General features: G+C 43.9%; 22 protein-coding genes and 2 CRISPR repeat arrays. Of the genes, 19 read left to right on the top strand and 3 right to left on the bottom strand.

Annotation, left to right across the window (positions count from 1 at the left end):
- The first annotated feature begins 52 nt into the window (after nt 1-52).
- The 3 genes from IC617_RS07650 (at nt 53) to IC617_RS07640 (ending at nt 2367) form a co-directional block, all read left to right on the top strand.
- A complete protein-coding gene (locus tag IC617_RS07650; RefSeq protein WP_191144398.1) occupies nt 53-508 on the top strand; it encodes a hypothetical protein in 456 nt (151 codons plus the stop codon).
- Between the two features lie 250 nt (nt 509-758).
- Entirely contained in the window at nt 759-1064 is a 306-nt protein-coding gene (locus tag IC617_RS07645) for a hypothetical protein (protein WP_191144397.1), read from the top strand.
- Nucleotides 1054-2367 (top strand): type II toxin-antitoxin system HipA family toxin, encoded by a 1314-nt coding sequence (locus IC617_RS07640; RefSeq protein WP_191144396.1) that lies wholly within the window; start codon nt 1054-1056, stop codon nt 2365-2367. The genes IC617_RS07645 and IC617_RS07640 overlap by 11 nt, the downstream gene beginning before the upstream one ends.
- A 439-nt stretch (nt 2368-2806) precedes the next feature.
- Here IC617_RS07640 and csx16 read toward each other — a convergent pair whose 3' ends face one another.
- Nucleotides 2807-3103, bottom strand: a complete 297-nt coding sequence (csx16, locus tag IC617_RS07635) for a CRISPR-associated protein Csx16 (RefSeq protein WP_191144395.1) — start codon at nt 3101-3103, stop codon at nt 2807-2809.
- 199 nt (nt 3104-3302) lie between these two features.
- Between csx16 and IC617_RS07630 the strand changes: the two genes are divergently transcribed.
- The 7 genes from IC617_RS07630 (at nt 3303) to cas2 (IC617_RS07600) (ending at nt 10872) form a co-directional block, all read left to right on the top strand.
- Nucleotides 3303-4346 carry a hypothetical protein gene (locus tag IC617_RS07630; RefSeq protein ID WP_191144394.1) on the top strand — a complete coding sequence of 348 codons (1044 nt, stop codon included), beginning with the start codon at nt 3303-3305 and terminating at the stop codon, nt 4344-4346.
- A 97-nt stretch (nt 4347-4443) separates the two neighbouring features.
- Entirely contained in the window at nt 4444-5655 is a 1212-nt protein-coding gene (gene csm6, locus IC617_RS07625; protein ID WP_191144393.1) for a CRISPR-associated ring nuclease Csm6, read from the top strand.
- Between the two features lie 288 nt (nt 5656-5943).
- A complete protein-coding gene (locus IC617_RS07620; RefSeq protein WP_191144392.1) occupies nt 5944-7191 on the top strand; it encodes a hypothetical protein in 1248 nt (415 codons plus the stop codon).
- Nucleotide 7192: 1 nt separating this feature from the next.
- Nucleotides 7193-8179 (top strand): hypothetical protein, encoded by a 987-nt coding sequence (locus tag IC617_RS07615; RefSeq protein ID WP_191144391.1) that lies wholly within the window; start codon nt 7193-7195, stop codon nt 8177-8179.
- Nucleotides 8176-10266: a CRISPR-associated endonuclease Cas1 gene (gene cas1 / locus IC617_RS07610; protein WP_191144390.1), complete on the top strand. Its 2091-nt coding sequence runs from the start codon at nt 8176-8178 to the stop codon at nt 10264-10266. Before IC617_RS07615 ends, cas1 begins: the two co-directional genes overlap by 4 nt.
- A gap of 31 nt (nt 10267-10297) precedes the next feature.
- On the top strand, nt 10298-10582 hold the full coding sequence (gene cas2 / locus IC617_RS07605; RefSeq protein ID WP_191144389.1) for a CRISPR-associated endonuclease Cas2: 285 nt from the start codon (nt 10298-10300) through the stop codon (nt 10580-10582).
- Between the two features lie 2 nt (nt 10583-10584).
- Nucleotides 10585-10872, top strand: coding sequence for a CRISPR-associated endonuclease Cas2 (gene cas2 / locus IC617_RS07600; protein ID WP_191144388.1), 288 nt, complete (start codon nt 10585-10587; stop codon nt 10870-10872).
- A gap of 180 nt (nt 10873-11052) precedes the next feature.
- Nucleotides 11053-11566: a CRISPR direct-repeat array (repeat unit 35 nt; unit sequence GTTTGAGATGTGCCCAGTTTTGATGGGATTAAGAC).
- 100 nt (nt 11567-11666) lie between these two features.
- Nucleotides 11667-11978: a CRISPR direct-repeat array (repeat unit 35 nt; unit sequence GTTTGAGATGTGCCCAGTTTTGATGGGATTAAGAC).
- 85 nt (nt 11979-12063) lie between these two features.
- On the opposite strand, the gene IC617_RS07595 is transcribed toward cas2 (IC617_RS07600), so the two are convergent.
- The gene (locus IC617_RS07595) at nt 12064-12390 is read right to left on the bottom strand and encodes a hypothetical protein (protein ID WP_191144387.1); all 327 of its coding nucleotides are present in this window, start codon (nt 12388-12390) and stop codon (nt 12064-12066) included.
- A gap of 227 nt (nt 12391-12617) precedes the next feature.
- Between IC617_RS07595 and IC617_RS07590 the strand changes: the two genes are divergently transcribed.
- Genes IC617_RS07590 through IC617_RS07555 form a run of 8 tightly spaced genes read left to right on the top strand, consistent with a single transcriptional unit; the run spans nt 12618 to nt 23238 of the window.
- Nucleotides 12618-14435, top strand: a complete 1818-nt coding sequence (locus IC617_RS07590) for a Cas10/Cmr2 second palm domain-containing protein (RefSeq protein ID WP_191144386.1) — start codon at nt 12618-12620, stop codon at nt 14433-14435.
- Complete coding sequence (locus tag IC617_RS07585; protein ID WP_191144385.1) at nt 14432-15064, top strand: RAMP superfamily CRISPR-associated protein; 633 nt, start codon at nt 14432-14434, stop codon at nt 15062-15064. Before IC617_RS07590 ends, IC617_RS07585 begins: the two co-directional genes overlap by 4 nt.
- Before the next feature lie 11 nt (nt 15065-15075).
- Nucleotides 15076-16683: an RAMP superfamily CRISPR-associated protein gene (locus IC617_RS07580; RefSeq protein WP_191144384.1), complete on the top strand. Its 1608-nt coding sequence runs from the start codon at nt 15076-15078 to the stop codon at nt 16681-16683.
- Nucleotides 16680-18047, top strand: a complete 1368-nt coding sequence (locus IC617_RS07575) for an RAMP superfamily CRISPR-associated protein (RefSeq protein WP_224745872.1) — start codon at nt 16680-16682, stop codon at nt 18045-18047. Before IC617_RS07580 ends, IC617_RS07575 begins: the two co-directional genes overlap by 4 nt.
- Nucleotides 18044-18577, top strand: a complete 534-nt coding sequence (locus tag IC617_RS07570; RefSeq protein WP_191144382.1) for a hypothetical protein — start codon at nt 18044-18046, stop codon at nt 18575-18577. Before IC617_RS07575 ends, IC617_RS07570 begins: the two co-directional genes overlap by 4 nt.
- Nucleotides 18574-20742 carry a TIGR03986 family type III CRISPR-associated RAMP protein gene (locus IC617_RS07565; protein WP_191144381.1) on the top strand — a complete coding sequence of 723 codons (2169 nt, stop codon included), beginning with the start codon at nt 18574-18576 and terminating at the stop codon, nt 20740-20742. The genes IC617_RS07570 and IC617_RS07565 overlap by 4 nt, the downstream gene beginning before the upstream one ends.
- On the top strand, nt 20739-21683 hold the full coding sequence (gene cas6, locus IC617_RS07560; protein WP_500793314.1) for a CRISPR system precrRNA processing endoribonuclease RAMP protein Cas6: 945 nt from the start codon (nt 20739-20741) through the stop codon (nt 21681-21683). Before IC617_RS07565 ends, cas6 begins: the two co-directional genes overlap by 4 nt.
- Nucleotides 21684-21711: 28 nt before the next feature.
- Complete coding sequence (locus IC617_RS07555) at nt 21712-23238, top strand: hypothetical protein (protein WP_191144379.1); 1527 nt, start codon at nt 21712-21714, stop codon at nt 23236-23238.
- Between the two features lie 31 nt (nt 23239-23269).
- On the opposite strand, the gene IC617_RS07550 is transcribed toward IC617_RS07555, so the two are convergent.
- Nucleotides 23270-24412, bottom strand: coding sequence for a Card1-like endonuclease domain-containing protein (locus tag IC617_RS07550; RefSeq protein WP_191144378.1), 1143 nt, complete (start codon nt 24410-24412; stop codon nt 23270-23272).
- A 169-nt stretch (nt 24413-24581) separates the two neighbouring features.
- Between IC617_RS07550 and IC617_RS07545 the strand changes: the two genes are divergently transcribed.
- Complete coding sequence (locus tag IC617_RS07545) at nt 24582-25340, top strand: hypothetical protein (protein ID WP_191144377.1); 759 nt, start codon at nt 24582-24584, stop codon at nt 25338-25340.
- Nucleotides 25341-25361 lie beyond the last annotated feature (21 nt).

Here is a 25361-nt window from a genome sequence, read left to right as displayed (position 1 = left end):
ATGACAGAGTCTCATGCTGCTTTGCTAAAAATGCTCAGGGGTAACATCGAAGATGTTTAATGGTGAGTTTAGTTATTTCTTTGAAAAGTTTGGTGGTGACGAAAACGGTGCATCAGTCGATGAGTTCCTATATCGCACGCCAGCACTGATGATGGAGATTGGGGACTCGATTCAAACGCCTGAATCGATCGTTGAATTCGCGCCAGATTTAGTTTTAAAACTATCTGAAGTCAGTGCTCAAGTAGCCTGCTTTGAAGGCGCATTAGCAATGGCAACTGATCGCACAGGGGGATTCGGGGGGCTTGGACAAGGTTTGCGAGGGGCGATAGATTCCGTCGAGCTTTTCATCAAGAACCGAATTAAGCCACTTATTTTGAAAATATCTAGCCAATTGTGGCAGGCCATTAAAGCATTTATGCAGCCTAAAGGTTGGTCATTAGGTGCTGGTATCAAAGGTGATCCGTTGGGTTTGGTTGATGCCAACTTACAAATCCATTTTGGAAGCTGAGCGAGTACATCAGATGTGTTGATTCACTCCCCAAAACCATTGAGGTTGGTTTTTTAAAGTGAACTTTTTAATTAAACAGTTCTTTATGGTGGTTTTTTGGTGGTTGATCTGGGCTTATAGTTCATTTTGGTGGTCATTTTTGTGTTGGCGTTTGCTTTTGTGTACTTTTGATTATGTTTTGGCTATTTTTGTTTTTTATGTAGTGCGAAATTTTAAATTAGTAACTTATAGTGAACTAAAAGGCTAGGCCATGAATGAATTGCAACCACTGAAGCAGCAAATCCTAACGTTACTGCAGGAAGTTGAGCGCTTAGAATCGTATCAATATGATAAGACCGATGCTTTTCCACTTGCCGAGTTAAAAGAGCGCGTCCAGCAGTATTGCGAAGAGCAGCAAATCATCATCGATACGTTTTGCGAATTGGCCATGATCAGCAAAACGACTCTCTATAAAGCATTCAATAGCCCTGGCTCCACCAAACGGGCAACGATCGAATCCATCCTATCTGTGCTTGGCAACTATCAGTTATTCGTGGGACGCAAGCATGAAGATTAATCGCACTGCTTCGGTTTTTGTGAATAGCATCAAGGCTGGCGATTTAATCGAATACATTGACCCGACGCTCTCCGGCCGGGAACTTTACCGGTTCACTTACCTTGAGAGTTATCTTAGCCAAGGCGTACCCATCGGGCACCATTTCCCATTGCGCCGTGAAGCATTCGACTTTGATATTTTGCCGCCGTTTTTTACCAATTTACTGTCGGAAGGTTGGTTACGAGCACACCAAGCTAACCTCGCAAGGCTTGATAAGAAAGATGAATTTGGATTGTTATGCGCCAATGGTAAAGAGCTGATTGGAGCCGTATCGGTTGTGGCTGGTGATGTTGCAGAGATTGAGGGCGGGCAATTAGTCAATATTCCAATTGCTACCCCTATGACGTTAAAAGAACGAGGGGTTAGCATCATTGGTGCCCCAAATCAGTTTAATCAGCATGCTGTTGACCATACCGATGGGCACTCGATCTCGGGCGTGCAACGAAAGTTGCTGATGAAATTAGAAGGGCGAACACTCAGGCCAACCAGTAGCGGCGGTCAGTACATTGTGAAACCCGCACCAGAGGAAGCGCCTCATTTACCCGAGAACGAATTCTTTGTCATGCAGCTGGCTAAAAAAGTGGGGTTTGATATTGCTGACTGTGGCTTAGTTCCTTTTGAATCCGGTGAGCTTGCCTACGTGACCAAACGCTTTGATGTGATTAATGAGCGCCAACGTTACTTGATTGAAGATGGGGCTTCGCTTTGTCAGGTCCATCCAAAAAACAAAGACAGCGATGCACTCAGTTATGAAACGGTATTGCTCAAACTCAGCAAGTGCGCGGGTCATAGCAAAGCCATCACCCTCAAACTATTTTTGCAGCTGATCTATAGCTTTATCGTCGGTAACAATGATCTGCATTTAAAGAATTTCTCAATGCAAAGAAAGCCTGATCGTCGAAACTGCATCATGGAGCTGCTCACCCCCATGTATGACGTGTTGAGTTTGGCTCCCTATCCAATCTTTGATCAAGCGTGTTACCTGTCAATTGGGCTGCTGGCCATTGAAGAAGGCGACGAAGGAGAGTTCAGTGATGCGTATGAGCATTTTGGTTATTACACCAAAGCCGATTTTGTTCAGCTGGGTGTGAACATCGGCTTGCCGCAAAAGGTTGTCGAAAAACACATAGCTAAACTCTGCCGCAACGTGACGGAGACCATAGATAGCGGTTTTCGGACCGATATGCCGGACGATATTTACGATACGATTATTCAACGTATTACAGAGCGTTGCAGTGCCTTGGGGCGAGTTATGACACGATAGAAGTGCTCGTCTTAAATGGGGAGTTCACCTTGATAGTGATTGATACATTGATACGTGCGAATTAAAGGGGGAAGGAATTAAAAAGTCTAGCTTATTGATATTCATTTTATTTAGGCAAGAAAAAAGACGCCCTGAGACGTCTTGATTCTGTTGTGTGGTGGAGCCGGGGGAGGTTGAATTGATGCTGTACCAGGTTGATATGTATGGACTTATCTGAGCCTAACCTTTCATTGGAACGCTGCATGGAATACACGTTAAATTTGCTGGCCATCATAGTGTTTATCGACCTGATGATGTTGCTAGGTGCTTTGTTTGACTCAAACGAACCACCGTTTGAGTCAAAGGCTCGCTCGTTAGACTCAAACATGCATTTACTAGCTGGAGCAAACTAGCATCATGCACTTGCTGAAGCATAGGCTCTGGCCTCCATCGCTAGCTTCTAGTCAGACTGATTCACTTCATAGGATCTCAGTTGTGCACCACACTCATCCATTTCTTTGGCTGTAAGCTCTTTGCCTCTAAGGTGCTCTGGGATTGTAAGCGTCAAATGGAAGTACTTTGCGCCTATTGCGCAAACCTCTGCTGCCAAGTGGACCGGTAGAGTGCCCATAACAATATCATTGCGGCGTAAATCGTTTATGTCGAGATGTGGTATCTGAGCGTCAACTTCAATCCCTTGCTGTTTTGCCCAATCGATTGCGCCAGCATGCCTGCATACAAAATATCGTTTATTCATGTTCGATCCCTTTAACAACTTAGTTTGTTATTGTATCGTCAGCGGTATATTAATTAATTGATTTAAAGCTAATATTTAGCCCAGTGTAATGAACATGGATTGTTGTTCACGTTGGCAAGCTTGTGAATGTCAATTCAAAAGCTTGTTGTCATATGTTGAGTCTCGGTTGTTGATGGAACTGAAAACGCAGGGGCGAAACATGAAAAAACTTCTATCACTTTCTTCATTTCAAGCTTATCGAATCATGCATGGTGTGTTTTCAGGGTTAGTTTTGGAAACTGTCGTCGCACTGATCATGCTTGCTTGGGTTGCCGATATCTTGTTTACCGCTATTCCATTATTGCTTGGCTATGGCGTTGCATTGCTGCTATCACTGTTGTCTCATCTTGGCTCCTTTGCCTTTGGTTATATCCCGATTGATTTGCCACATTTTCCCTATGAGTGGCCGCCTGTAAGCGAAGTTCTCGTCGATGCCGAGCTATTGGGCAATTTTTTGGTCCTGCCGGTTTTCATCTTATTGATTGTTCACCTCACGCATCAGGCTCGGAAATTTGTCAAGCCAGATAGGCTCGTTGAAAAGTCAATCGGCTCGCCAGAAGTTTTGGTATCTTCATTGTCGCCATTTAACCACTGGCCAGCTCTCAATACTCCTAAACGAGAGATCAACCATACAAATGTCACCCAATGGCAAACGGATATTAATTCTCTAATTTACAAGTTGAAAAACCACGAGGGCGATGTTGAAGAGAGAATGGCCCTGATAAAAGAGGCAACATGCAATAGTAACTGGTTCCCTCTTATTTGGTCTGTTTATTCAAATCAAACGATAAACGAATTAGTGATCGTGACTTCGGCAGGCGAACGAGGTAGTGAGCGGGACTTTGGTATTGCCGAAAAATTACTGGGCCGAATTGCTGATAGAGAGTTTAAAGTTAGCCACTATTCCGACTACTTACCCCGTGATGATAAGTGTAATTTACCTCGGCGAGGTGTAGACACAAACAACTTATATGAGCTTGTTCATCTGTATTACAAGGTCCTTAATTCGATCATGAACAAAGTTCATTCAGAAAATAATGTGATGGCTGACATTACCTTGGGTTTGAGTTCAATGACAGGAGCTTTGGGGAAAGCATCGACGCTTTGGAAAATGTCATTGCAATATGTCAATACCAATACGTTCGATATTCAAGTTGAAAACTTAATTCATGGCGATGATATAAGCGATGCTTCTTCGCGTTAGCAGAACGTCAATTATTGGCTGATATTAATTATTATGTTTTATCTGCTTCGTATTAATGGTGCATCTTAATGCTGAGCAGGAAATTATGAGGTATTGGATGATGTATGATGAATCAAAAGATTACTGGTTAGTAAGTGTGCTGGGATTAACTCCTCAAGTAGTGACCGAGACGCTTTATGCGCTTCACAAGCAAGGCCGTCAGATGCCAAGCCGTATCGTATTAATAACAACCAGTAAAGGATTTGAGCGGGCTCGGCTGGAGCTTATTGTAAACGATAGGCTGGGTGATTTTTGCCGAGATTACCAAGTACAAAGGCCACAGTTTGATGAACACGATATCCTTGTGCCCAATGATCAGTTTGGAAAGCCGATGGAGGATGCTAGAAATCAAGCCGATCATGATATTTTGGCTGATTTTATTACCAATACAATTCGCGAACTAGTAAACGATTCCCCTGCATTACATGCATCCCTTGCTGGGGGACGAAAAACTATGACCTTTTTTATTGGTTATGCGATGAGCTTATTTGGAAGAACGCAGGATGAACTCAGTCATGTATTGGTAAGCGAGCCCTATGAATTTGTCCCCAAGTTTTTTTATCCGACTCCATATACCGATGTGGTTTACGATAACAAAGATAAGCCACTTGATCCGTCTAAGGCAACCGTCGATTTAGCTCCGATCGCATTTGTTAGACTAAGTAGTCTGTTACGCAAGTCTGCAGTAGAGAAAGCATGCCGGTATGTCGATTTTGTTGATCAGTTCAACGTCCAACGAAAGTTAGCAGAAGATCCTTCGATCATATTTTACCCCGATGGAAAAACTGTTGATATTCATGGAAGTACGATTACATTCCCCCCTACAGAATGGTTGTTTTATTTTTTTGTTTGTAAGTCTGAAGGCGTTAGTAATGTGGAGAACAACCATTTGAATGCGCTTAATTACTTACTGGTAGAGCTTGGACGTTTAGGACTAGAAGAACCCGAACAATGCTTTCCAAAACGGGACATTACTACCGAATTGCTCCAATGCATTGATGTATTAAAGAATTCTGATAGCGCAATGGATACACGCTTAACGGAGCGTTCGCTAAGTGCGTTGGCTGGGGGAATGAAAATAAATTTCTTTAACGGAAGAAAGCTAAGAGTTAATAGTGCGATTGAGAAGGCGCTAGGGCCGAACTTGGCTGCTCGGTACAAAATTGTTTCAGTAGATACTGCCGAAGTGGCAAACAACAATCGAGCGGTTAATGTATTTGGGGTCGATGTTGAACAAGAATTTATTCAATACGCTATGAATGGCAGTTAACAGGGAGTTAGTTGGCGTCTTGTTACAGTTGTAGTATTACGTGCTGTAAATTGAATTCCACTAATAAAAAGCGATTGGCGACAAAGCGTCAGTCGCTTTTTTATTTCTACAAGAATGCTACATATTGTACGCCACAGCATTCGCAAGCTTGCCAAAAATCTAATCACTCATTCAGTTGATATCGTCAACTTGCCTTCGGGCAACAGGCCAAATGGGTATGTGACTAAGTGACACAATCTGCCCAGCAGAATATTGGTCGTTGAATTGATATTGATTAGAGGGAAGTTCATGAAGATTTCATCACGTACTAAATTATCTGCTCATAACTTAATCATGCGAGCTAGCTGCCTTAGTGTTGGCGTCATCGCGGCGTTTTGCGCAAATGTCGTATGGGCTGAAGAAGCGAAGACATCATTTCGAGCGGCTGGCTTTAAGCGAGCACCATTAGTCTTCGCCGATGGCCACATGGCCAGCATTCAAGATTACCGCTCTGGCTTTGGTCATTTTGTTTTGAAGCTAAATAAGTTTGATCAAGATGGAAACCTTATTGCGGAACACATTATTGAAGAATCGGCCAGTCACCTAGAGTGGGCGGCGGGAAACCCGGATGGTTCAGTTTGGATTTACGATACTGACAGTAATTTAATCGCCTGGGATGAAGCCGCTCAGAGCTATTCGATGTTGCCATTACTGGGAAATGTAGGGCGAACTACGAAAGCCATTGTGAATAACCGTTTTAATCTCGTGTTATTCAATAATAGCGAGAAGGCTCTGATTGAGTACGATATCAATTTGAATCCACTTTACAGTGCTGAATATAGCTCATGTCAGGCTCAGCAGGGATTCTTCAATTGTGTCACCAATGATGGTGTAAATGAATATGTCGATGCCAATACCTTCAATGTGTACCTGAATGCAGACCAGATGCCAATTGTTGAATCACGTTATCTAGTCACGGTTGGCGATGATCGAGTCATTACCATAATTGACCAGCAAGAAACTGAGTTGTTCTCTCGTTTAGTTTTAAATGCTGATTTGATTCATGCCGAATTTGCAGATGATGCTATTGCATTCATTTTTGCTGATGGTCGCTATGAGCGACTTGTTGTCACCGATTGGGATGGGCAAGTGCTGCTTGATGATCGCCAGTTGATCGGTGATCGAACCGTCGCATTTCATCCCGCAGGTTATGTGCTGTGGGGCGACTATAAAACACAGCTGATTTATCCGCTGAATGTCACCATTTCCGATTTCACTGAGTATGACTACTTGGGCTCATCTAACCCTGTGCTCATGAATGAATATGACATTCAACTCGGTGGAACAGGACCGGTGGACCCAGTTGAGCCAGAGCAACCAACAGATCCTGAACCGGAACAGCCGACAACGCCCGAACCTGAGCAACCAGAGAATCCTCAACCTGAGCAGCCAGAACTTGAATCGAGCAGCAGTAGCGGCGGCGGAGCTGGCGGCAGCTTGCTCTTTGGGCTAGCTCTATTAGCAACTTTAAGGCGCTTGCAGCGAGTCAGTTGCTAGCTTGAGCAAACGATCAAGAGACGATTGCGAGTCTCTTGATCACTGTGAGGTATTTAGAGGGTGTTTAACCGAAGGGGGGCTCATGTGGTTTTGGCAACGAAATAAACAACAACATCTACTAGTGGTCAGCTTGCTCGAGCAGGTTATTCAGCAGCAAGCATCACTCCTTGAACTTTTGACGAGAGAACCCCCCCAATGTAAGCCCCACAATCAATCCACCCTATCTCACGAGCAGCTAAATCAGAATTTAGTCAAGTGGTTGCGACAAATGGAGCTTGGTATTGCAGGTGTCAATAAAGAAGCCCCACCGATTAAACAAATTGCACAACTGGCAAAGTATATGGCTATGAACATAAATCAGGCTGCACCAATCATCAAAGCATTGGAACGCGACCCGCAAGGAAAACGCCGTATTCGTATTGACTTAAAGCGCCAGACCCCAGAAGTTATTGCATCTTGCTGCCATATTGCTCACTCACTCGATCAACTTGGCATGTGTCTTTACAGCCAATACAAAAAAAGCCCTAACTGCTTGCTTACCTTAAAGCTAAATGGCCTCCCTGCTACGACGTCATATCTGTCGGGACAGTGGTTTAAAGTGGCTGTTGCTGAGAAAATTAAGGACTATCAACAAACAAACCCCGAAGTACAGTTGGTTAGAAATCTTGCTATTCGAAGTGCTGCCGGCGAGCAGCAGCAACTAGATTTTATCATTGCCTTTGAGCAGCGAATTGTTGTGGTGGAAGTGACAACTGGTCGGTGGCAATCTCAGCTTCAATCCTTGGAGCGATTGCATTCGCACTTTGGAATTCCGTTGGAACAATGTGCAGTGATTTTATCTGAACGCGATCAGCAGGATGACCAGCATGCCGGTCAGATGCACACCATTGATGTTTTGGCGATCACTGAACTCGAAGATTGGTTGGATGAACAGATATATGCATCAACCACCACAGAAACAGAGTTACCCGAGGCGGTATATAAATGATCAGCTTGAATTCATGCATTACTTCAGCTGCGTTAAGTGCTGCTTTTGAGCGTGTTGCAGAAAACAATGGTGCGCCCGGCATAGACGGCATGAGCATTCGTCAATTTAGGCAACATCAAGAGCGATATCTTGGCCAATTGCAACAAGACCTTGTCGCCAAATCTTGGCAACCCAGCGCGCTCAAGTGCATATCCATTGCCAAGGCAAATGGCTCCGAACGCAAACTCGCCATTCCAACTGTGCGAGATCGAGTTGTTCACACTGCTATAGCCCAAGCCTTAGTACCCTTATGGGAAAGTGAGTTTGAGCGATGTAGTGATGGTTACAGGCCGGGCCTGAGCTATATGGACGCAATCAAACGATTGGAGCAGTTGCGCGACCAAGGATATTTATACGTAGTTGACGCTGATATCAAGAGTTATTTCGATCACATTGACCATGCAGTTCTAACTCATCAGATTAAGCAACTAATCAAGGATGAAGCACTCGCAAAACTCATTTTACATGCTGCATTTACACCCCAGCGTTTACCACAAAGTTCAAAGTCACCCGCTTTTGGAGTGGCCTTTGGTAAAGGTGTAGCACAAGGTTCCTCTTTATCACCTTTACTTTCAAATTTGTACCTCGACCCACTTGATGAAGCCTTGCTGGATTGTGGCTTTGAAGCCATTCGCTATGCCGATGATTTTGTCGTGATGTGCCAAACTGCGCAAGGATCACAGTTAGCGTTGGAAGTAGTTCGCGCCCAAGTGGCTAGCTTGCAATTGCAACTCAATGAAGCCAAAACCCAGCTGACCGATTTTAATAAAGGTTTCACATTTTTGGGCATGGGGTTTGTCGAAAACCTAGTCATGCCAATGAGCGAACACTCGGAACGAGCGTGGCTCAATACGCCGATTGATCCTCCATCAGAGTCAGATGAACCGCTTGAAGCTAATGAAGCAGAAGTAGAGCCTCGCGTAGTATTTGATGAGTTTGCATGGTCAACCAAGCTCGGAGCACAACAAGCACAGTTGCAACAATATGTGTTGGAGCAGCAAGCCGACATAAAACAATCGACTCAAAGCGGTCTATCGAGATCACAAGTCGCTCGCCTTAGGAGTGTTTACATCAAGCGCCAAGGGGCAGTGCTGGCATTGAATCAAGGACAATTTGTTATCAAAAATAAAGGTGAATGTTTACAGAAAGTCCCGTCAAGTACGGTTGATCTGATATACCTTTTTGGTGCAATTCACCCCACGTTAGCGGTCATTCGATTTTGTTTTGAGCAACAGATTCCGCTGATTTTTATGACTCAATCAGGTCAATGGCTTGGCGCATTAGGCTACAGTCATCACGCTGATCCAAAGATTATCCGAGCTCAAGCCAATGATTCAATGAACAATCAAACGGCACTAAGCCACAGCCGATTCTTTGTTCATCAAAAAGTCAACAATCAATTGTACTTACTGAATCGATGGAAGAAGTATGGTTTGCCTGTCGACCAGTCTGCACTCAACTGTATTCGCCAAGCCCGCAATAGCTTGCGTGAGGCTTCGGCTATTGAACAGCTTCGCGGCTATGAGGGTATTGCCGGACGCCACTATTTTGGTCAGTTAAAATGTTGGTTGGGGAAAACTTGGCAATTTACCGGTCGTAATCGCCAGCCTCCGAGGGACCCAGTAAATGCCATGCTCAGTTATGGTTATCAGTTGTTGTACCACAACATTCACGCATTGATAGTGGTGCGTGGGCTTGAGCCTAAGTTTGGCTACTTGCACCAACAACGCAGTGGTTTTGCCAGTCTTGCGCTAGATGTTATGGAACCGTGGCGAGCCTTTGTAGTTGACGAAATTGTATTGAAGCTTGTTTTACGCCAACACTTAACTAGCAACCAATTTCAAACCTCAAGTTCGGGCTGCAACATGAGTAAAGAGGCGAGAAAAATGTTTGTTGGCGCCTTTGAACAACGGATGCAACAGCAATTCAGTCATCCAATTTTGAAGATCAAAACTGATATTCGGCGGTTCATGGACCTACAAATACTTGAGCTAAGAAACCTTATCGCAACAGGAGAGGGCAAGTTGACGCCACTGCGCTTGCGATAACCTATGCTGTGAGGCTCTTTGGGGAAAATAGATGCGGCAAATCATGATGGTGTGTTACGACATTAGCGACAACAAAACTCGTAGGGCCGTTGAACGAACTCTGAAAAACTATGGTATTCGAGTCCAATACAGCGTGTTTGAATGCCAAATTAACAAAAACAAATTCGCTCAGTTGCGTTGGCAGTTGCAACAATTGATTGACCCACTGAGTGATCGTATTCACTACTTTCCGTTGTGTTTGTCGTGTTTAACTAAGCGTACCCAGCAAGGGCCTGGCAAACTCAATGCTTGGCGATTGCATACTTTGGTGATGTAACTATGTTTGTAGTGATTTGCTTCGATGTTAGTCGCCAACAAGTGCGCAGGAGGTTGACGAAGCTGCTACAGCAATATGGTTGGCGGGTTCAATACAGTGTATTTGAAGTACACCTTCGGCGCAGTCAGTTTAACCAATTGCAACAGAGCACTGAGAAGATATTGGAGCCGGGCGACCGAGTAGTTTTTTACCCGCTATGCGGCAAAGACATTGGTGCTCGAAAATCTGACGGCTGTGGCCAGATTACGTGGGCGCACCAGTGGTACGTGATCGATGAGCAAGTTCGATAGATTGCGGCGTTATAACAATCGCCAGATTAATAATTATTAAGAATAAGATTGTTTTACAAATAGTTATATGTAAATGTCATTGATCGGATCTCCTATGCTTACACTAATTAGTTCAACATCACATTATTTACCGCAAAGCAATCGCGTAGAAGTTGATTCGCAAGGGTTTAAAGGGGTAGAGTTTGAGATGTGCCCAGTTTTGATGGGATTAAGACTTTCGTTTTCTGTTTGAGTTTAAGCAGCGGTGGGTTTGAGATGTGCCCAGTTTTGATGGGATTAAGACCGAGAATCAGCGTGCACACCCACGTTACAATCTTGTTTGAGATGTGCCCAGTTTTGATGGGATTAAGACTTTAGGCGAGGAGGCCCTAAACGAAAGGTCTCTTGTTTGAGATGTGCCCAGTTTTGATGGGATTAAGACGCTGATCGATTTCTGTACTCTTAGGTACGGTAAGTTTGAGATGTGCCCAGTTTTGATGGGATTAAGACCAAATTTCTTCTGCACATCATAGGGCTTATTTGTTTGAGATGTGCCCAGTTTTGATGGGATTAAGACAATTACTCGTAGCCTCATCTTATGAATTTTTTTGGTTTGAGATGTGCCCAGTTTTGATGGGATTAAGACATACAAATAACACCAATAAGTAAGCGCTGGATTAGTTTGAGATGTGCCCAGTTTTGATGGGATTAAGACTTATGGCCTTCTTCATCCAAGTCGAAGGGGTCAGTTTGAGATGTCCCAGTTTTGATGGGATTAAGACAAAAATACAGAGGTGAAGAACGTTAATGTCATCCGTTTGAGATGTGCCCAGTTTTGATGGGATTAAGACCCCCACTTACTTCTGCATCTAAAACCTTACCCAGTTTGAGATGTGCCCAGTTTTGATGGGATTAAGACAACATAACTACAGTAAAAGCTAAGACATTCGCAGTTTGAGATGTGCCCAGTTTTGATGGGATTAAGACTGCATTCTTATGCTGCTTGCTGTTTTTGATAGCGTTTGAGATGTGCCCAGTTTTGATGGGATTAAGACAAAAGCTATTGAATATTTTACGCCGCTAAGCTTTGTTGTCTGAGATGTGCCCAGTTTTGATGGGGTTAAACCGAGCGGTGAGTGTTGAAGTGGCCAAGCCACGGAAGGATAGGGGCTTAGGACTTGATAAGTTGTAAGTGTTTGTTGTTCGACAAACTTAGGACGATCGGCTTTGCTGCCTTCTTTGTTTGGCCTCTAACATGGCATTCGCCATTTCAATCAAAAATTTAGGGCAGTGCTCACTCGAAGAAAGCAAACTGAAAGCACGCTTATTGTTGGCTTGAAGACCAAGGAATACAAATTCAGGTTTGTTTGTGCCTGCTAAGTGATAGGCCTGAAACAACCATTCTGCTTCGATTACCCAGAACTCATCGTTAATTAAAACCCCACCATATTGGTTTACTAATTTACCTGCATCACTCCAAAAATGTTCGATTGAGGAATCCATGGCCTTCAGGCTCACCAACAGAGATTGGCCGCTCATCGCGACTCTCCAACAGATATCAAAGGGTAAGCCAGATCTTATGCAACTTTGAAGCAAGTGACCTGTTCACAATCTTGCCAATACCCCAAGCCCAGAAATTGATGCAAAGTTACTCTACACGTTGTTGGATCAAAACGTATGGCGATATGTTCTTGTGTCTAACTTTATGAGTTTGTTAAGTTTGGTTTTATTGACATGATGTCATTAACCAAAAGGATTCGGTGCTTATGCTTTGTGCGTACTTATTTGAAGTCAAATCCGTTCAAAACTATCTATTCGCTGGTGGCAAACTGAAAGATATGGTGGCCGCTAGTGATTTGCTCGACAAACTCACCGAAAGCCCGCTTGATGCTCACTTAGCTAGTGTCGGATTAGTTGAGCAAGGTAAGAAAACCAAAGACCTTCCGCTTGAAGAGCCCTCTATTAGTGCCAATGAAGTCTACTTCGCTCGCAAAGCTGGTGGAGCATTTTATCTAGTTGCCGCCAGTTCTGAAGTGGACAACATCAGAATATTACGACAACGTTGGACGCTGTTCGTCGCTCGCTTGTTCCCCGGCGCAGAATTTATAGATGTTATTGTCGAAAACAAGCCGAATGTGTACGAGGCTATTTCTGCAGGAACCGAAAGGTTACTCGAAAACCGAAATATGTTGGCAGCCAAGCAGTTGCAATCATCACCATTAGTCAAGCGTTGTTCGCGGACTGGTCAGCCCGCGGTCAATGTGGGGCCAAACTTGATTAAAAAAGATGAAGTAGTCGACAAAGCGACCGAGTTGAAACGCCAATATATTCGATATTTAAAAACAGGCGATGAATCGACCCTCACTGACAAATTTTGTACTGATAAAAGCTATGCTTGGCCACTTCATTTTGAGCGCACTGAAATAGACGAGACAAAACAAGGCCGAACTGGTGATGCCGATGTACTATTTCCCTTTATTAAAGATGAAAGCTTGGTTGCGTTGGTTCATATTGACGGCAACGGCTTAGGTCAACTGCTGCGCGATTTAAAAAACTCAGTGAAAGATCATCCTGCGAAGTATCTTCGGGTGTTTCGTACATTCTCTGATGGTTTGAAAATTGCCACTCAACAGGCTGCAGCAAAAGCCACTGTTGATGTGCTGTCAAAGCATGCTCAGGTGCAAGGTGATAAGCGCGTGTTGCCAGCTCGGCCACTAGTGCTAGGTGGGGATGATTTAACCCTGATTATTCGTGCTGATTTAGCATTGGAATTTAGTTACTCATTCATTCAAGCCTTTGAACAAGAGTCTAAAAAATTTCTTTCTGATCTGAACACTGTATTACCCAAAAGCTCTAATGAGCTTAAACACTTAACAAAGCTGACAGCCGGTGGCGGTATACTCTACCAATCACCTAAAAAGCCGTTTATGCATGCACATGACTTAGCTGAAGCGCTATGTCGGCAAGCGAAAAAATGGGCGCATGATTGCAAAGAGAAACGACCGATATCACCCTCCGTGTTGAGTTTATATCGACTTCAAGGTGGGGGTATTGAGTCGCTATCATCGTTGCGAAAACTAAGTGTTGAAGTCGAAGTTAGTGAGCAAGAAAGCTGGCAACTATCAATGCCAGCTTATTCAGTTACTGAGCCGGTTACAGATTTGCCAACCATCGACCAGCTACGCGCTTGTATTGGCTTTCTTCATAAGCAAAAAGCTTATGATATGCCGTTTACCCCGACCAAGCTTCGACAACTATATACCCTGATAGCCACTCAATCATTGGTTGAACTAAAAGGGCAGTTAGCTCGCATTGATGAGCTCTATAGAAAAGCCGATACAACCAATAGCGGCGATCTTAAAGACTGGTGCCGCTTGTTTGATGAATTAACTGGTGTGTCATGTGACCGAACGCTATTGCTTGTTAGCGAAAAGTTGCCCCTCACAGATACAGATAAACAATATCGAGCTTCCCCCGTGGCTGATGTGTTGATGGTCAATCATGTCGAACAGATCTCTCAACCAAGCATTGCGGCCGATGTGCAACAATCGAAAGAACGCAAAGCTGAGGAGATGGGCGCATGAGTACGTATCTATTAAAGCTTGAGTTTCTATCGCCGTGGCACGTTGGCAGTGGCTTATCTGCAGGAGCGTTCGCGGATTTATTAGTAAACAAGGATGACAATCAATTACCGATAGTCCCAGGTAAAACTCTGAAAGGCATATTGCGTGATGCTCTTGCTCAAGCGGATTGTTTCGGCTGGTTCGACGAGAGAGCCGGTATCGAACAAGCAACTGAACAGCGATCAACAATTGCTGAATTGTTGTGCGGTATTCCCGACCAAGCGGCAAACGGGCAAGGTTGCATGACGATTAGTTCCGCAAGCCTAAGTGCCGCGGACAAAGCGCTATTTGCTGCTAATGACAATGACAAGCTCTTGTACTTGAACTACTCGCAAACCCAAATCGACGACAAAGGTTGTGCGAAAAACATGTCGTTGCGAAGTCTTGAAGCGGTTATTCCACTGACGTTGTATGCCGAATTGAGCTTTAACCCAAGTCCAACCAATGAGTTGTTGCAGGAGCTTGATTACAACCGTGTTGTCAATACGGCAAGTCAATGGCTGGAAAAATGCTTGCCACTGATTCGACAGTTAGGAGCATTTCGGAATCGTGGTTTTGGCGATGTAGTCGTTACCTTTGAAAAACAATAAAAGGATTGAGCATGAAGTATGGATTACTGATCCGCTTAGATGATGATGTCATTCTGAGTGCGACAAGTGCGACAGAAATTGATCACCAAAGCCTAGATTACATTCCCGGAAGTGCGTTGCTTGGAGCTATGGCTAGCGCGATTATTCCTCAATTAGATAGCAATCGAGATGAGCTAATCTGGCAACTGTTTTTTAGTGGCGCCGTGCAATTTGGCAACGGTTATCCAGCTTATGAATTAAATGGACGTTGGCAACGAGCCTTACCTGTGCCACTGGCTCTACATCGTGGAAAGTACGACGATTTAACCGTAACGAATGCTGGCAACCAGATATTAAACGCGGCAGCGGTGTACAACATGATGCACACTAAGCCCGATGAATCTGCGCAACCGAAGCAATTGCGAACCGGTTTTTTAGGAGCTGATGGGCGTGTTGTCGATGTTCGCAAAAACAAAGTGACGAAGACCGCCATTAACCCCCAAACAGGCGTAGCTGCTACTAGTCAGTTGTTCAATTATGAATCTTTGGCGAGTAAGCAATACTTTTTGGCAACGATCAATATAGCTGATGATGTGCCCGAGCAATTGCGTACGATCTTGCTATCAGCTTTGTCTGGTCGATTGAGATTAGGTCGCAGCAGAGGAGCAGAGTTTGGCCGAGTGTCGATTCAGTATCATGAGCTCGATGAGTCCGATTCGATGTCATTTGATCATTCAGAATTGACTCTATGGCTGGTCAGTGATTGTTACGTTTGCGATACGTCTGGCATTTCCACTCTTACTCCAAGTGGCAAACAAATTGGATTGTCAGCTGGTGAGCTTGTGCTTGAAAAGAGCTTCATTCGCGCTCGAAGCTATACGCCATTTAATGCTCATCGTGGCGGTTACGAAACAACTCGAGAAGTTATTGGTGCAGGTTCCGTGCTTACCTATTCGTTTGCCAACTGCGCGCTTACAGAACAAGACAAACAGTTGTTGGCATCTGGTCTTGGCTTGTATCAAAGTCAAGGGTTAGGTCAACTTGTTGTAAACCCGGCAGTATTGACTACACAGCACTCGTTGCCGACAGCGGCCTTGTTTAAGGACGTTTTAGTCTCAGGCATTGCCGTTCAAAAACCAAATGATTTGACGGCAAAGATTACAGTCAATAGCCAACTGCAAGCTTGGTTGCTGGGGCAAGTTGAGCAGCGAGATCAACTTGCCACTATGGAAGACAAATACCATCAATTTAACGAGGCAATCTTTAAGCACATTCAGTTGGCGCGACGTTATAGCGTTGTTGATCCGTCAGACTCGTACGGCCCGAGCAAAACGCAATGGAGTCGGTTACAAGATTGGGCAATCCAGGCAGGTCGTGGCGCTTCAATTGAGCCATTGTTTGAAAGTGGTGGTGTCTGTAAGCCGGACGGAAAAACCTCTGATGGACAAAATAGTAATAATCCAGAATGGGTGATCATGGCGCCGGATTGTCACAACCGACCGACCCCCCTAAATCAATTTTTAAAGAAGGAATTGGAAGAGTTCGATGACCAGGAGCGAGCCAATGCTTTGATTCAAATCGCCGAGCTGGCTCAAAAGAAGCAATGGTTCAACTCAGAACTAATGGGGGCTAGCTTATGATCTCTCGGCCATTTTACTACCACGCCCGGGTTTGCATTGAGACCACAAGCCCCTTGGCAGTCAATAGCGGGCAAACAGCAAAGGGGTTCGATGCCGATCTTGTTCGCGATGCTAACGGGTTACCCATCATTCCAGCTACAAGCTTGATTGGTGCACTTCGACATTGTTATGAACGTAACAGTTCAAACTCTGATTGGTTTGGGAATAAAGACGAAAGCTCTAAAGTGAGTGCTACTTTTGGTTGCGTTCACAATCAGTTGAATCAACCAATTCAAGGGCTCATATCTCCTGCTGAAATCGAACAGGACGATCTGCTGAGCCGCCTGATTCAGAAAGCTCCTGTTAAACGAGACAGAGTAGCCCTCAATGAACGTGGTGTTGCCAAAGACAAAGCTCAGTTTGACCAAGTTGCGTTGCCTAAAGGTACTCGTTTTACTTTTGATCTCGTGTTGCAAGAAGCACACAAAGTTGGTGAGGCTTGGCATGCGCTATTGGACGTGTTGGCTCACCCTCTATTGCGGTTGGGCGCTACAACCCGCAACGGCTTTGGTTGCTTTGACGTCAAAGCTATCGAAACGGTCAATTGGAACCTCAAGGCGGAAGATGCGGCAACGTCGTACGCCCACCTTAATCGCAGAATTAACGGGTCGTTGCACGACGAGTCTTATGATTATGTGCCTAACACCAAGGTGAAGCCTATCGTAAAAGCGTCATTAAAAGCGGAATCTGGATGGATATCGGGCACGGGGCACTACGATTTATCGGGTAAGAATCGTTCAAGCATAAACCGTTTTAGTGGCAGTGAAGTTTGCATAAAGTGGTTGGGTAGTGGAGATAGCCAACGAGCGGAGATAAACGCACCTAAAGCAACCTTAACTGCGTCAACCATTAAAGGCATATTGGCCCATCGTATGGCATTTCATTACCGCTGTATCAAGAACGAGTTTGTTGATGAAAATGCGGAGTGGCTCGATCAGGCGCGACCCGATGCTCTCGACCGACTGTTAGGTTCAGTTTCCGGCCCTGATTCAGGCCAAGCCGGATTATTGTTCTTTGAGGATGCTGAACTGAACTATGAACAAACACAGGTGCGCCAGCACAACAGCATTGATCGGTTTACGGGTGGAGTTCGAGATGGCGCTTTATTTAATGAACAAGTAATTTATCAGCCGGATATTGAGTTCTCTATCTATGCAGTTGATAACGTATTTGCTGACGATGAAGATACTAAAAACGCTTTGAAGTTAACACTTGCCGATTTGGCCGAAGGCCGGTTAGCGCTTGGCGCCTATGCAAGCAAGGGGCATAGCTATGTTCATGGAAACATTGTCTGCATGGGCGAATTACAAGGAGGTGACTCATGAGCTTTGATGTTGAACAAATAAATGCTTTAGGAGCCGACGCGGTTGGCGGTGTCTACTTGCCAAAATTGTATTCAGGTAGCTTGAACGTAAACACAATCATGGTTAATGAACTAAGTGAGCTGTGGATTATCATTCGCGACTTCGCTGACCAGCATACCGATGGGTGGTACTTGTTACCCTCAGCTCAAGGAATTGGGCTGCCAACTGGCGAGCCATTTTTGCTTCAAGGGCAGTGGAGTAAAGGAGTTATTGGCGATGTGCATAGTATTCATGTACGTCACGTTGATCAGAGCTGTTGGCAGGTGGTGGAGCTTAAAGCTGAAGCGGGTGACGACTATGTGTTTCATGAACAGCAGTACTTGACGCCATTAAGTGAAAAAAGAGGGCCGCAAATTGTAGCTCAGTATCGCCACTGGTGGCGTGATGGATGTGAGCACTTTGCTGAGACTCCGGAACTGGCTAAACAGGCTGAAGGTCGGCAGTTCCCATGGGTTGAAATGTTTATTGGTTTTATGGAGGACGCCAAATGAGCCTGGTTCATGCTCCTTATAACTTTATTCCTCTGTCTAGTTGGGTACATATGCCAAGTTGGGCTCATCTTGTTAGTCATGATCATCCTTTCAAGGACGGTATTAGCGGAGTATTGGATCTTGAGATCGAAGCTGAATCCCATATTTGCGTAGGAAGCTCTAATAGTAAGAGCGGACGAGTTTCTTGGTTGAAATCCCCCAAGAATGGCAATGAGTGCAAAATTATACCGGGATCAAGTATTTCTGGAGTAATAAGAAGCATCGTTGAAGTTAGCACTTTCGGAAAAATGAGCTTGTTCGAAAATAAGCTATTTTCTTATAGAACACCCGATCAACCAGAATATGAGAAATTCTTAGCCGACTCCGAGTGCTATACCGGATGGTTGCAATTTGATACGAGCTTAGATTCTTGGGTGATAAAGAAGTGTGACTATAAACGAGTTGCTTTGAATAAAGTCAATAAATACCTAAAGCGTATAGACAAAAATCTCTATATATCCGATCGGCAGGGAGAATATGCTGCTAAAAGGTATAAATCAAGCTTGATCGATAGCGAGCAGCCAAGGCTTTATTGGGTAGGCTATGACAAAAAAATCGGTGATCCTATAGAGCATGTTGGATCAGAGTTGATTGATCATGGAAAGTATAATGGATGCCTAGTTTTTGTCGGGTACAACCACAAAAATAAAAATGGCGATCAATATGTTTTTGATAAGCCTGGTGAACAAACTTTTGCTATTTCGGATGACGTTTATGAAGGTTTTTTAAAGTCACTAAACACTAAAGAATCTAAAGAGACATATGATTTTCTTCTCGATGCAAATGATAGCTCGGGTATCCCCGTTTTTTACTTTCAAAAAGAACAGGGGGTTTTTCATATTGGACTTTCTCAAATGCCTCATGTGCTTTATCAATATGATATAAATAAAGCTGTTCGTAATAATCAAGTGTTCTGCCAAAATGATGCGGTCTTCGATTTTGCAGAATTAATATTTGGTACAACTAGGAAAGTGGTTGGTGAACTGTCGCTCAAGGGAAGGATTTCATTTTCTGATGCTTTTTGTATTAATGAAGATGATTATGGAGCAGAAGATCATAGGGTAACTTTGTTGACCCCTAGTGCAAAATTCATTGGTGGATATTTGGAGCATGGGAATAGCAGAGGCTACGTTGATTACAATAATGAAAATGTGAAGGCTAGAGGGTGGAAACGTTATCCTGTAAAGCAAAAGCTATACGATTATGTAAGTGGATCAGATAAGCAAACACAATATTTGGAATGTCTTTCCCCTGCAAGTAAATTTAAATCGAAGCTACGCTTTCATAATCTTAAACCTGAAGAGTTAGGGGCTATTATTTGGGCATTGACTTGGGGCGGAGATGATGCTGCTAGACATCAAATAGGAGCTGGGAAGCCGTTGGGTTATGGTATCTGTAAAATATCAGTTAAAGAGGAGTCAGGTTCGGTGCTATCAAATAATGGAAGTAACTGCTCTTTGGAGCAATATGTGGCGTTGTTTGAGGCATATATGAATAAGCAAAGTGAGCGCTACTCAACGACTCTTTGGCATGAGTCTAGCCAAGTGGCATTGTTGAAAAGTATGGCTACATTGAGCGAAATCAAAACAAAGAATCTTGACTACATGCTTCTAAATAAATCTGATTCGAATTATGTTGAAACGAAGAGGCATAAACGCAGGTTGGAGCCGTTTGTTCGAAAGGGAATCAACCTTTCATCAAATAAGTTTACCACTCCAGAGTATATTGGTTCTGGTTCGTTGAATGTATTATTGAGTGATGATCAATCAGTTTTAGATGAAGTAGCAGCTATTCGAGAGTTGTCCAAACTTGAGAAGTCTAATGCAAGTTTGACCGGAGTCGCGAAAACTATTCATGAATTTGATACTCGTCTACAAAAAGCTGAGTTAGGCCAGTTGCCGAGTATGTTGAACGAGCTTCATAACGTTATAGATGAGGCTATCGAAGAGGGAGTTTCTCCAGAAATAGCTTCTAAATTAATAGGGTTTGCCGAGACTATGAAAGCTCGAAATACAAATGCTGAGTACTGGAAAAGCAAAAGCCCGCCAACAAGGAAAGTGGAGCAGCGCAAAAAATGGAAAGATAGGAAAAAGCAACAACAAGTCTTGAATGAGGCTCTGTCTTGAGTTGGTGGTACCCTTTGAGCAACTGCCCTTTAGGGCACTACAAGTTAACTGTTGAGTTACTGGCGTCAGCTAAGCTTGAATCCTATAAGGGAAGCACTTTTCATGGAGGGTTGGGGCGAGCCATGGCCGCTCACGACAAGGCCTTTTTTGATGCTTGGTTTACAACGAAAGCACCACAACAACCTTTGGGTTTCGTTATTCGTCCACCTGAAACGGATGCACTGTATTTTAGCGCTGGTGACCAGTTAACATTTGAACTCATTTTGTTTGGCTCTGCCAATGAGGTTCGAGATGACTTTTTTGCCTCAATTTGGCAATGGGGGGCGTTGGGGCTTGGGCCAAAACGTGCCCCATTTAAAGTGGTATCAATCGATGCCGTTCTCCCTGGTATTACACAACCCATATTCCTAGCTGGAATGCCTCCGCTCGAAGAGCCGCCTATAGCCAGTGTCGGAGAGTGGCTTGATCATGACCTTCATCAGTTAAATTGGACACCAAATAGCGAACGCGTTTGTTTGAACGTGAGGGCATTAACTCGCATTGTTCTTAAGCAAGAAAACGGCAAACTGCTAGAAGCTCCGAGTTTAGATACTTTTGTAAGTGCAATAGAACGCAGATTGCAATTGCTCATTCGCTGGTATTTTGATGATGATAAACAGCTGTTCGAACTGATTCGGCAAGCTCGGCCTAATTTGCCGGAAAGTCATCTAATATCGTCGGTCCAATTTAGTGAATGGATGAGACCTCAAAAGTCGACTGGCCAAGATTTGCCATTCGGTGGTTTACTGGGGCAATGGTCCTATGTTGGCCATGTACAAGCTGCGATACCGTGGTTAATTTTGGGCAAACTGCTCCATGTCGGTAGCAAGAGCAGTTTTGGCCTTGGCCAATACGACTTCTCGTTTGCTGCCCTAGCTGAATCCTATCAAATGACTGGATAGGAGCCATTTCCAAAAGGATTTGTGAATTTTGAAAGAACATAACCTGTTTAGCGCTTTCGCGGCTCGCTTATTTGCTTATTTGGTAACTCCATTGATGATTGCATCCATAGGGTGGCTTGCGTCATCTTGGGCGAATGTCATTACTGAAAAGACAAGTGGTTCAGTAGCGTATGCGTTTTATGGGTTATTGCTGTTATTGGCCTTATTCATGTTCACAATGATGCTGGTTAGCAATCATTACGAAAAGCTTCCAGCTAGCGAAATGAAAGGCGGAATCAGCAATTTGTACTTGCGAAAGGTTGCTATGTTTTTCGTTGTGACGGGGTTCATGGCGACATGTTTTTCCATTATATCGAGTTTGGTCTCAAAGCAAGCGAATGAATATATTGGAACCCTTGTGATGAGCTTTGCTCTTGGAGGCATAAGTTTAGGGTTGCTGTTTGGGGAAGCATTTTTTAGAAGCGGCTTTTCATTCCAAGGCGTGCAAAGTCTATACAAATTGAAGCCAGGAAAACCAAAACTAGCACATCGAGCTAGCTTGGTTGGAGTTGGAATAATTATCTTGATCGTTGCTGAGTTCATGTGTTTTTCCAATGCATCAACATGGGCTCAAACTATCGTTTTTATTGGCATTACCATCTACCTTGCTTTTTTGTTTGCTAAATTGGCACGCGACTTTATTCGCCCACACAATCGTTACTTAAATGAACTTGAACATACAGAAGCTCATCATTTGGTACTTTTTTTGAGCAATATGAAAGGTGAATCAAATGTCGATGTGACGAAAGTGGATAATTGCCGAAAGGCATTAATCAAACTGATGTGTTTAAAGGAGTACTATCGAGCTGACAAGGCTTCAATTTCTGCACTACAGGAACAAAATGATCATGTCCAAAGCTTCCTGTCTCAATTGGATCCATATCAAAAATTCGTAGCCTTTGGAGGGGCTTGGCTTTCTGAAGGTGTAGTTGTTGCAAGGACGAGAGCTCTAGGCTCTCATGGTCTAACTCAAGCGTGTGTTGACATGGCTCGTTTTTTTCAATGCAGCTGGGAAATGCCTCTTCGCTCCATCGGTTTTCACCTTGATCAAGAGAACAGTCAGCTTAGGCGCATCACGTTTATTGCGTCGGAAGGGCATGATGGTTCAAGGCGAAAATTTGAACTGTTTTACAAGTTCTTATCTGGCTATCTTCAGCTGCAAAATCTTGCAGGGAACGTCGAATTGTATCTCGTTGATAAAACCAGTGGTGAAAAGCAACCCATTCAAGTTAAAAACTGTAGATTGACGTCTGCCGATGGCTCGTATCACGGAATAGACTTCGGGTCATACAACGAAGTGAGCCATATATTGAACGAGTTTTTAAGACTGGACGACGTTCGGCATATAGGTCACCACAATACAGTGATCGATGTAACTGGAGGATCAAAACCTGTTTCGGTAGCAGGCGCGTTGGCTGCGACAGTCATGGACATCAAAAACCAATATGTCGACACAAACGGCAAGGAAATCAAAGCCTATGATTTTCGCTATAGTGATCCCACTAAAATTGGTTAGCCGGTCAGAGTGTTGATTTCTTTGTATCTTGTTAAGCCAGCAATACCCATTGCTTTATGATTGCCTTCAAGTTTTGTAATTGTTTTGCTGATACAACTTTGATTCCTAGTGCTTTTGCTCGGCGTTTGTCTGATTTGGATATTGGCAGATAGCTGACTAGCATTCCTCTGGCTTGAATTCCACCCAGAAGGTCGGTCAGCGAGTCAAGTTTATACAAGGCTGATGACGCTCCGTTTGACTCGAATTTCTTCGTTTTACACTCGATCAAATGCAGCTTGTTATTTGCCAATAAGGCCACGTCAAGCTCATTTTTGACAGGGTGGGGCATGCCAATGTCGCGACTGATTTCGATGCTATGACCGTCATCGTGAATAGTGCCTAGTTTGCTTCGAAGGCCCCTAACAATAGAGAAGACCAGTTCCTCAAGCCAACCGCCATTGGCAAAAAATCTTGCTTCTTCACTCGCAAATACAAGCTTGTTGTTTTTGATGCCGACGTAATCAAGCTCTTCCAGATCTGTAATCAATTGGTTTAGGTTGGGGTCTCGGATAAATTTGTCGGACAGGGGAACGGATGTGAGTGTCGAATTATCAGCAGTAAAAGCGAGGTAATTTAATCGACCTAGAGCATCGGCATAGCTGTCCGCATGCATGGCCCAATGTTCGCCGATTACTCTTATATCAGCAGATATTCCAGCTTTGTTTTTGGTTGTGGCTAGTTTCGCACCATACAAAGATAGAAAGTCGCTGAGGTTGATTTTGTCGGCTATTTCGGTTGCCGAAAGATTGTCAGGATATAGCCAATGAAGCCGGTCTAACTTCGGTTCCACTATAAAAATTTGCTGCTGATATGTTCTAAAAACGTCAAAGGCTGAAAGCATGTGGTGATGACTGCCAGTGCTAGCATTCAGCCAAACATCGTGCTCATCAATATAGCGTTCGAGCAGTTCGGAATAATGGTCTTTTAGGCCTGCAACCTCAGTTACATCCGGCTGCAGATGAATTTCGCACTGCATGGACCTGCTTTTGACTATTTTCTGAATGCGCTTAGCCGTTGCTTCTTGTGTTTTGCCGTAAGACAGCACGAGTCCGTCGGTGGGTATGTAGCTATCAAATGCTGGAGTGACGATTGAAGCCGGTTCATTGTCCAAAATACACAAGTGATAAGTTCCCATAGGTAATTCCTTTTACTTCTTCGCTTCCGTTCATTATTCACACAGAGGTGAACGACTATCCTATGCGAATAGCTTCGTATCAAAACTGTGCCTTGATCAATAACCAATTGATTATTAGTAGCTATGCTGATTGTGTGTAATTTGTTCGATACAGATAGGGAGATCTGAAATGCGATACATCGTTATACTAACAGCATTACTGATTGCTGTTTTCCCCCAGCGTTCATCGGCATTTAACACTCACAGTTACACCAAAATAACCATGCCGTCTCATACCCCTTGGAAGCCAATTTCTGTTCTATCAGATAAGAACCATGTGGAGTTTATGTATGGTCACTTGTCTGGGTCAGAAATTTATCGTATTGCATACGATAGAAACCACGAAAAGTCGGTGCGCAATTTAGCCGGAGAGTTAAGTTGTTTATGGTGGCGATACGCCAACTCTAAACCAGAGAAAGCTGACTGTTTTGGCCTTGACCCCAACGAGGGGAGTCGCGGGCTAAAGAAAAAAGAAAGGACACCGTTTTATGCGCATTCTGGTCAGTTCGCCGACAAAGATTTCAGTGTTTGGTATCCAAAACCTAGAAATGGCCAGTATCGAGCGGGGCTTATTTATAATCATCAAGTCATTGCCGCTGATATGGGCAGTGAAGATGAAGGTACCTATCCTGTTCGAATGGAAAGAAGCTCTTTTGGCTTAAATGAAAAGGGAGCCTTGCTCATCTTCATTCACGAATATATTTACGATGTCGTTGACGGGCAGTTGGGCGACCAATTAACTGAGCAGTACAACTACTTTGTCATTAGAATCCCATCACAAAAAGATATTGGCCGTTTGAAGTCTGCTGAGATTGCTTATCAGTTGGGGTACGACAATGTCGACATAGTCATGATTCCTACATCACCTAGTGTTCTTAAAGCCAAATGAAGATTACGTTAACGGGAGTTA

It is taken from the genome of Neiella litorisoli, assembly GCF_014773395.1.
Taxonomy (GTDB): Bacteria; Pseudomonadota; Gammaproteobacteria; order Enterobacterales; family Neiellaceae; genus Neiella; species Neiella litorisoli.
The sequence above is the reverse complement of the archived record's forward strand: the minus strand, read 5'-3'. Positions and strand labels throughout refer to the sequence as shown.

What these genes read in the sequence shown, in the direction of transcription:
- IC617_RS07650 (WP_191144398.1), top strand. Translation starts at nt 53, where the DNA reads ATGTTTAATGGTGAGTTTAGTTATTTCTTTGAAAAGTTTGGTGGTGAC.
- IC617_RS07645 (WP_191144397.1), top strand. Translation starts at nt 759, where the DNA reads ATGAATGAATTGCAACCACTGAAGCAGCAAATCCTAACGTTACTGCAG.
- IC617_RS07640 (WP_191144396.1), top strand. Translation starts at nt 1,054, where the DNA reads ATGAAGATTAATCGCACTGCTTCGGTTTTTGTGAATAGCATCAAGGCT.
- csx16 (WP_191144395.1), bottom strand. Translation starts at nt 3,103, where the DNA reads ATGAATAAACGATATTTTGTATGCAGGCATGCTGGCGCAATCGATTGG.
- IC617_RS07630 (WP_191144394.1), top strand. Translation starts at nt 3,303, where the DNA reads ATGAAAAAACTTCTATCACTTTCTTCATTTCAAGCTTATCGAATCATG.
- csm6 (WP_191144393.1), top strand. Translation starts at nt 4,444, where the DNA reads ATGATGTATGATGAATCAAAAGATTACTGGTTAGTAAGTGTGCTGGGA.
- IC617_RS07620 (WP_191144392.1), top strand. Translation starts at nt 5,944, where the DNA reads ATGAAGATTTCATCACGTACTAAATTATCTGCTCATAACTTAATCATG.
- cas1 (WP_191144390.1), top strand. Translation starts at nt 8,176, where the DNA reads ATGATCAGCTTGAATTCATGCATTACTTCAGCTGCGTTAAGTGCTGCT.
- cas2 (WP_191144389.1), top strand. Translation starts at nt 10,298, where the DNA reads ATGCGGCAAATCATGATGGTGTGTTACGACATTAGCGACAACAAAACT.
- cas2 (WP_191144388.1), top strand. Translation starts at nt 10,585, where the DNA reads ATGTTTGTAGTGATTTGCTTCGATGTTAGTCGCCAACAAGTGCGCAGG.
- IC617_RS07595 (WP_191144387.1), bottom strand. Translation starts at nt 12,390, where the DNA reads ATGAGCGGCCAATCTCTGTTGGTGAGCCTGAAGGCCATGGATTCCTCA.
- IC617_RS07590 (WP_191144386.1), top strand. Translation starts at nt 12,618, where the DNA reads ATGCTTTGTGCGTACTTATTTGAAGTCAAATCCGTTCAAAACTATCTA.
- IC617_RS07585 (WP_191144385.1), top strand. Translation starts at nt 14,432, where the DNA reads ATGAGTACGTATCTATTAAAGCTTGAGTTTCTATCGCCGTGGCACGTT.
- IC617_RS07580 (WP_191144384.1), top strand. Translation starts at nt 15,076, where the DNA reads ATGAAGTATGGATTACTGATCCGCTTAGATGATGATGTCATTCTGAGT.
- IC617_RS07575 (WP_224745872.1), top strand. Translation starts at nt 16,680, where the DNA reads ATGATCTCTCGGCCATTTTACTACCACGCCCGGGTTTGCATTGAGACC.
- IC617_RS07570 (WP_191144382.1), top strand. Translation starts at nt 18,044, where the DNA reads ATGAGCTTTGATGTTGAACAAATAAATGCTTTAGGAGCCGACGCGGTT.
- IC617_RS07565 (WP_191144381.1), top strand. Translation starts at nt 18,574, where the DNA reads ATGAGCCTGGTTCATGCTCCTTATAACTTTATTCCTCTGTCTAGTTGG.
- IC617_RS07550 (WP_191144378.1), bottom strand. Translation starts at nt 24,412, where the DNA reads ATGGGAACTTATCACTTGTGTATTTTGGACAATGAACCGGCTTCAATC.
- IC617_RS07545 (WP_191144377.1), top strand. Translation starts at nt 24,582, where the DNA reads ATGCGATACATCGTTATACTAACAGCATTACTGATTGCTGTTTTCCCC.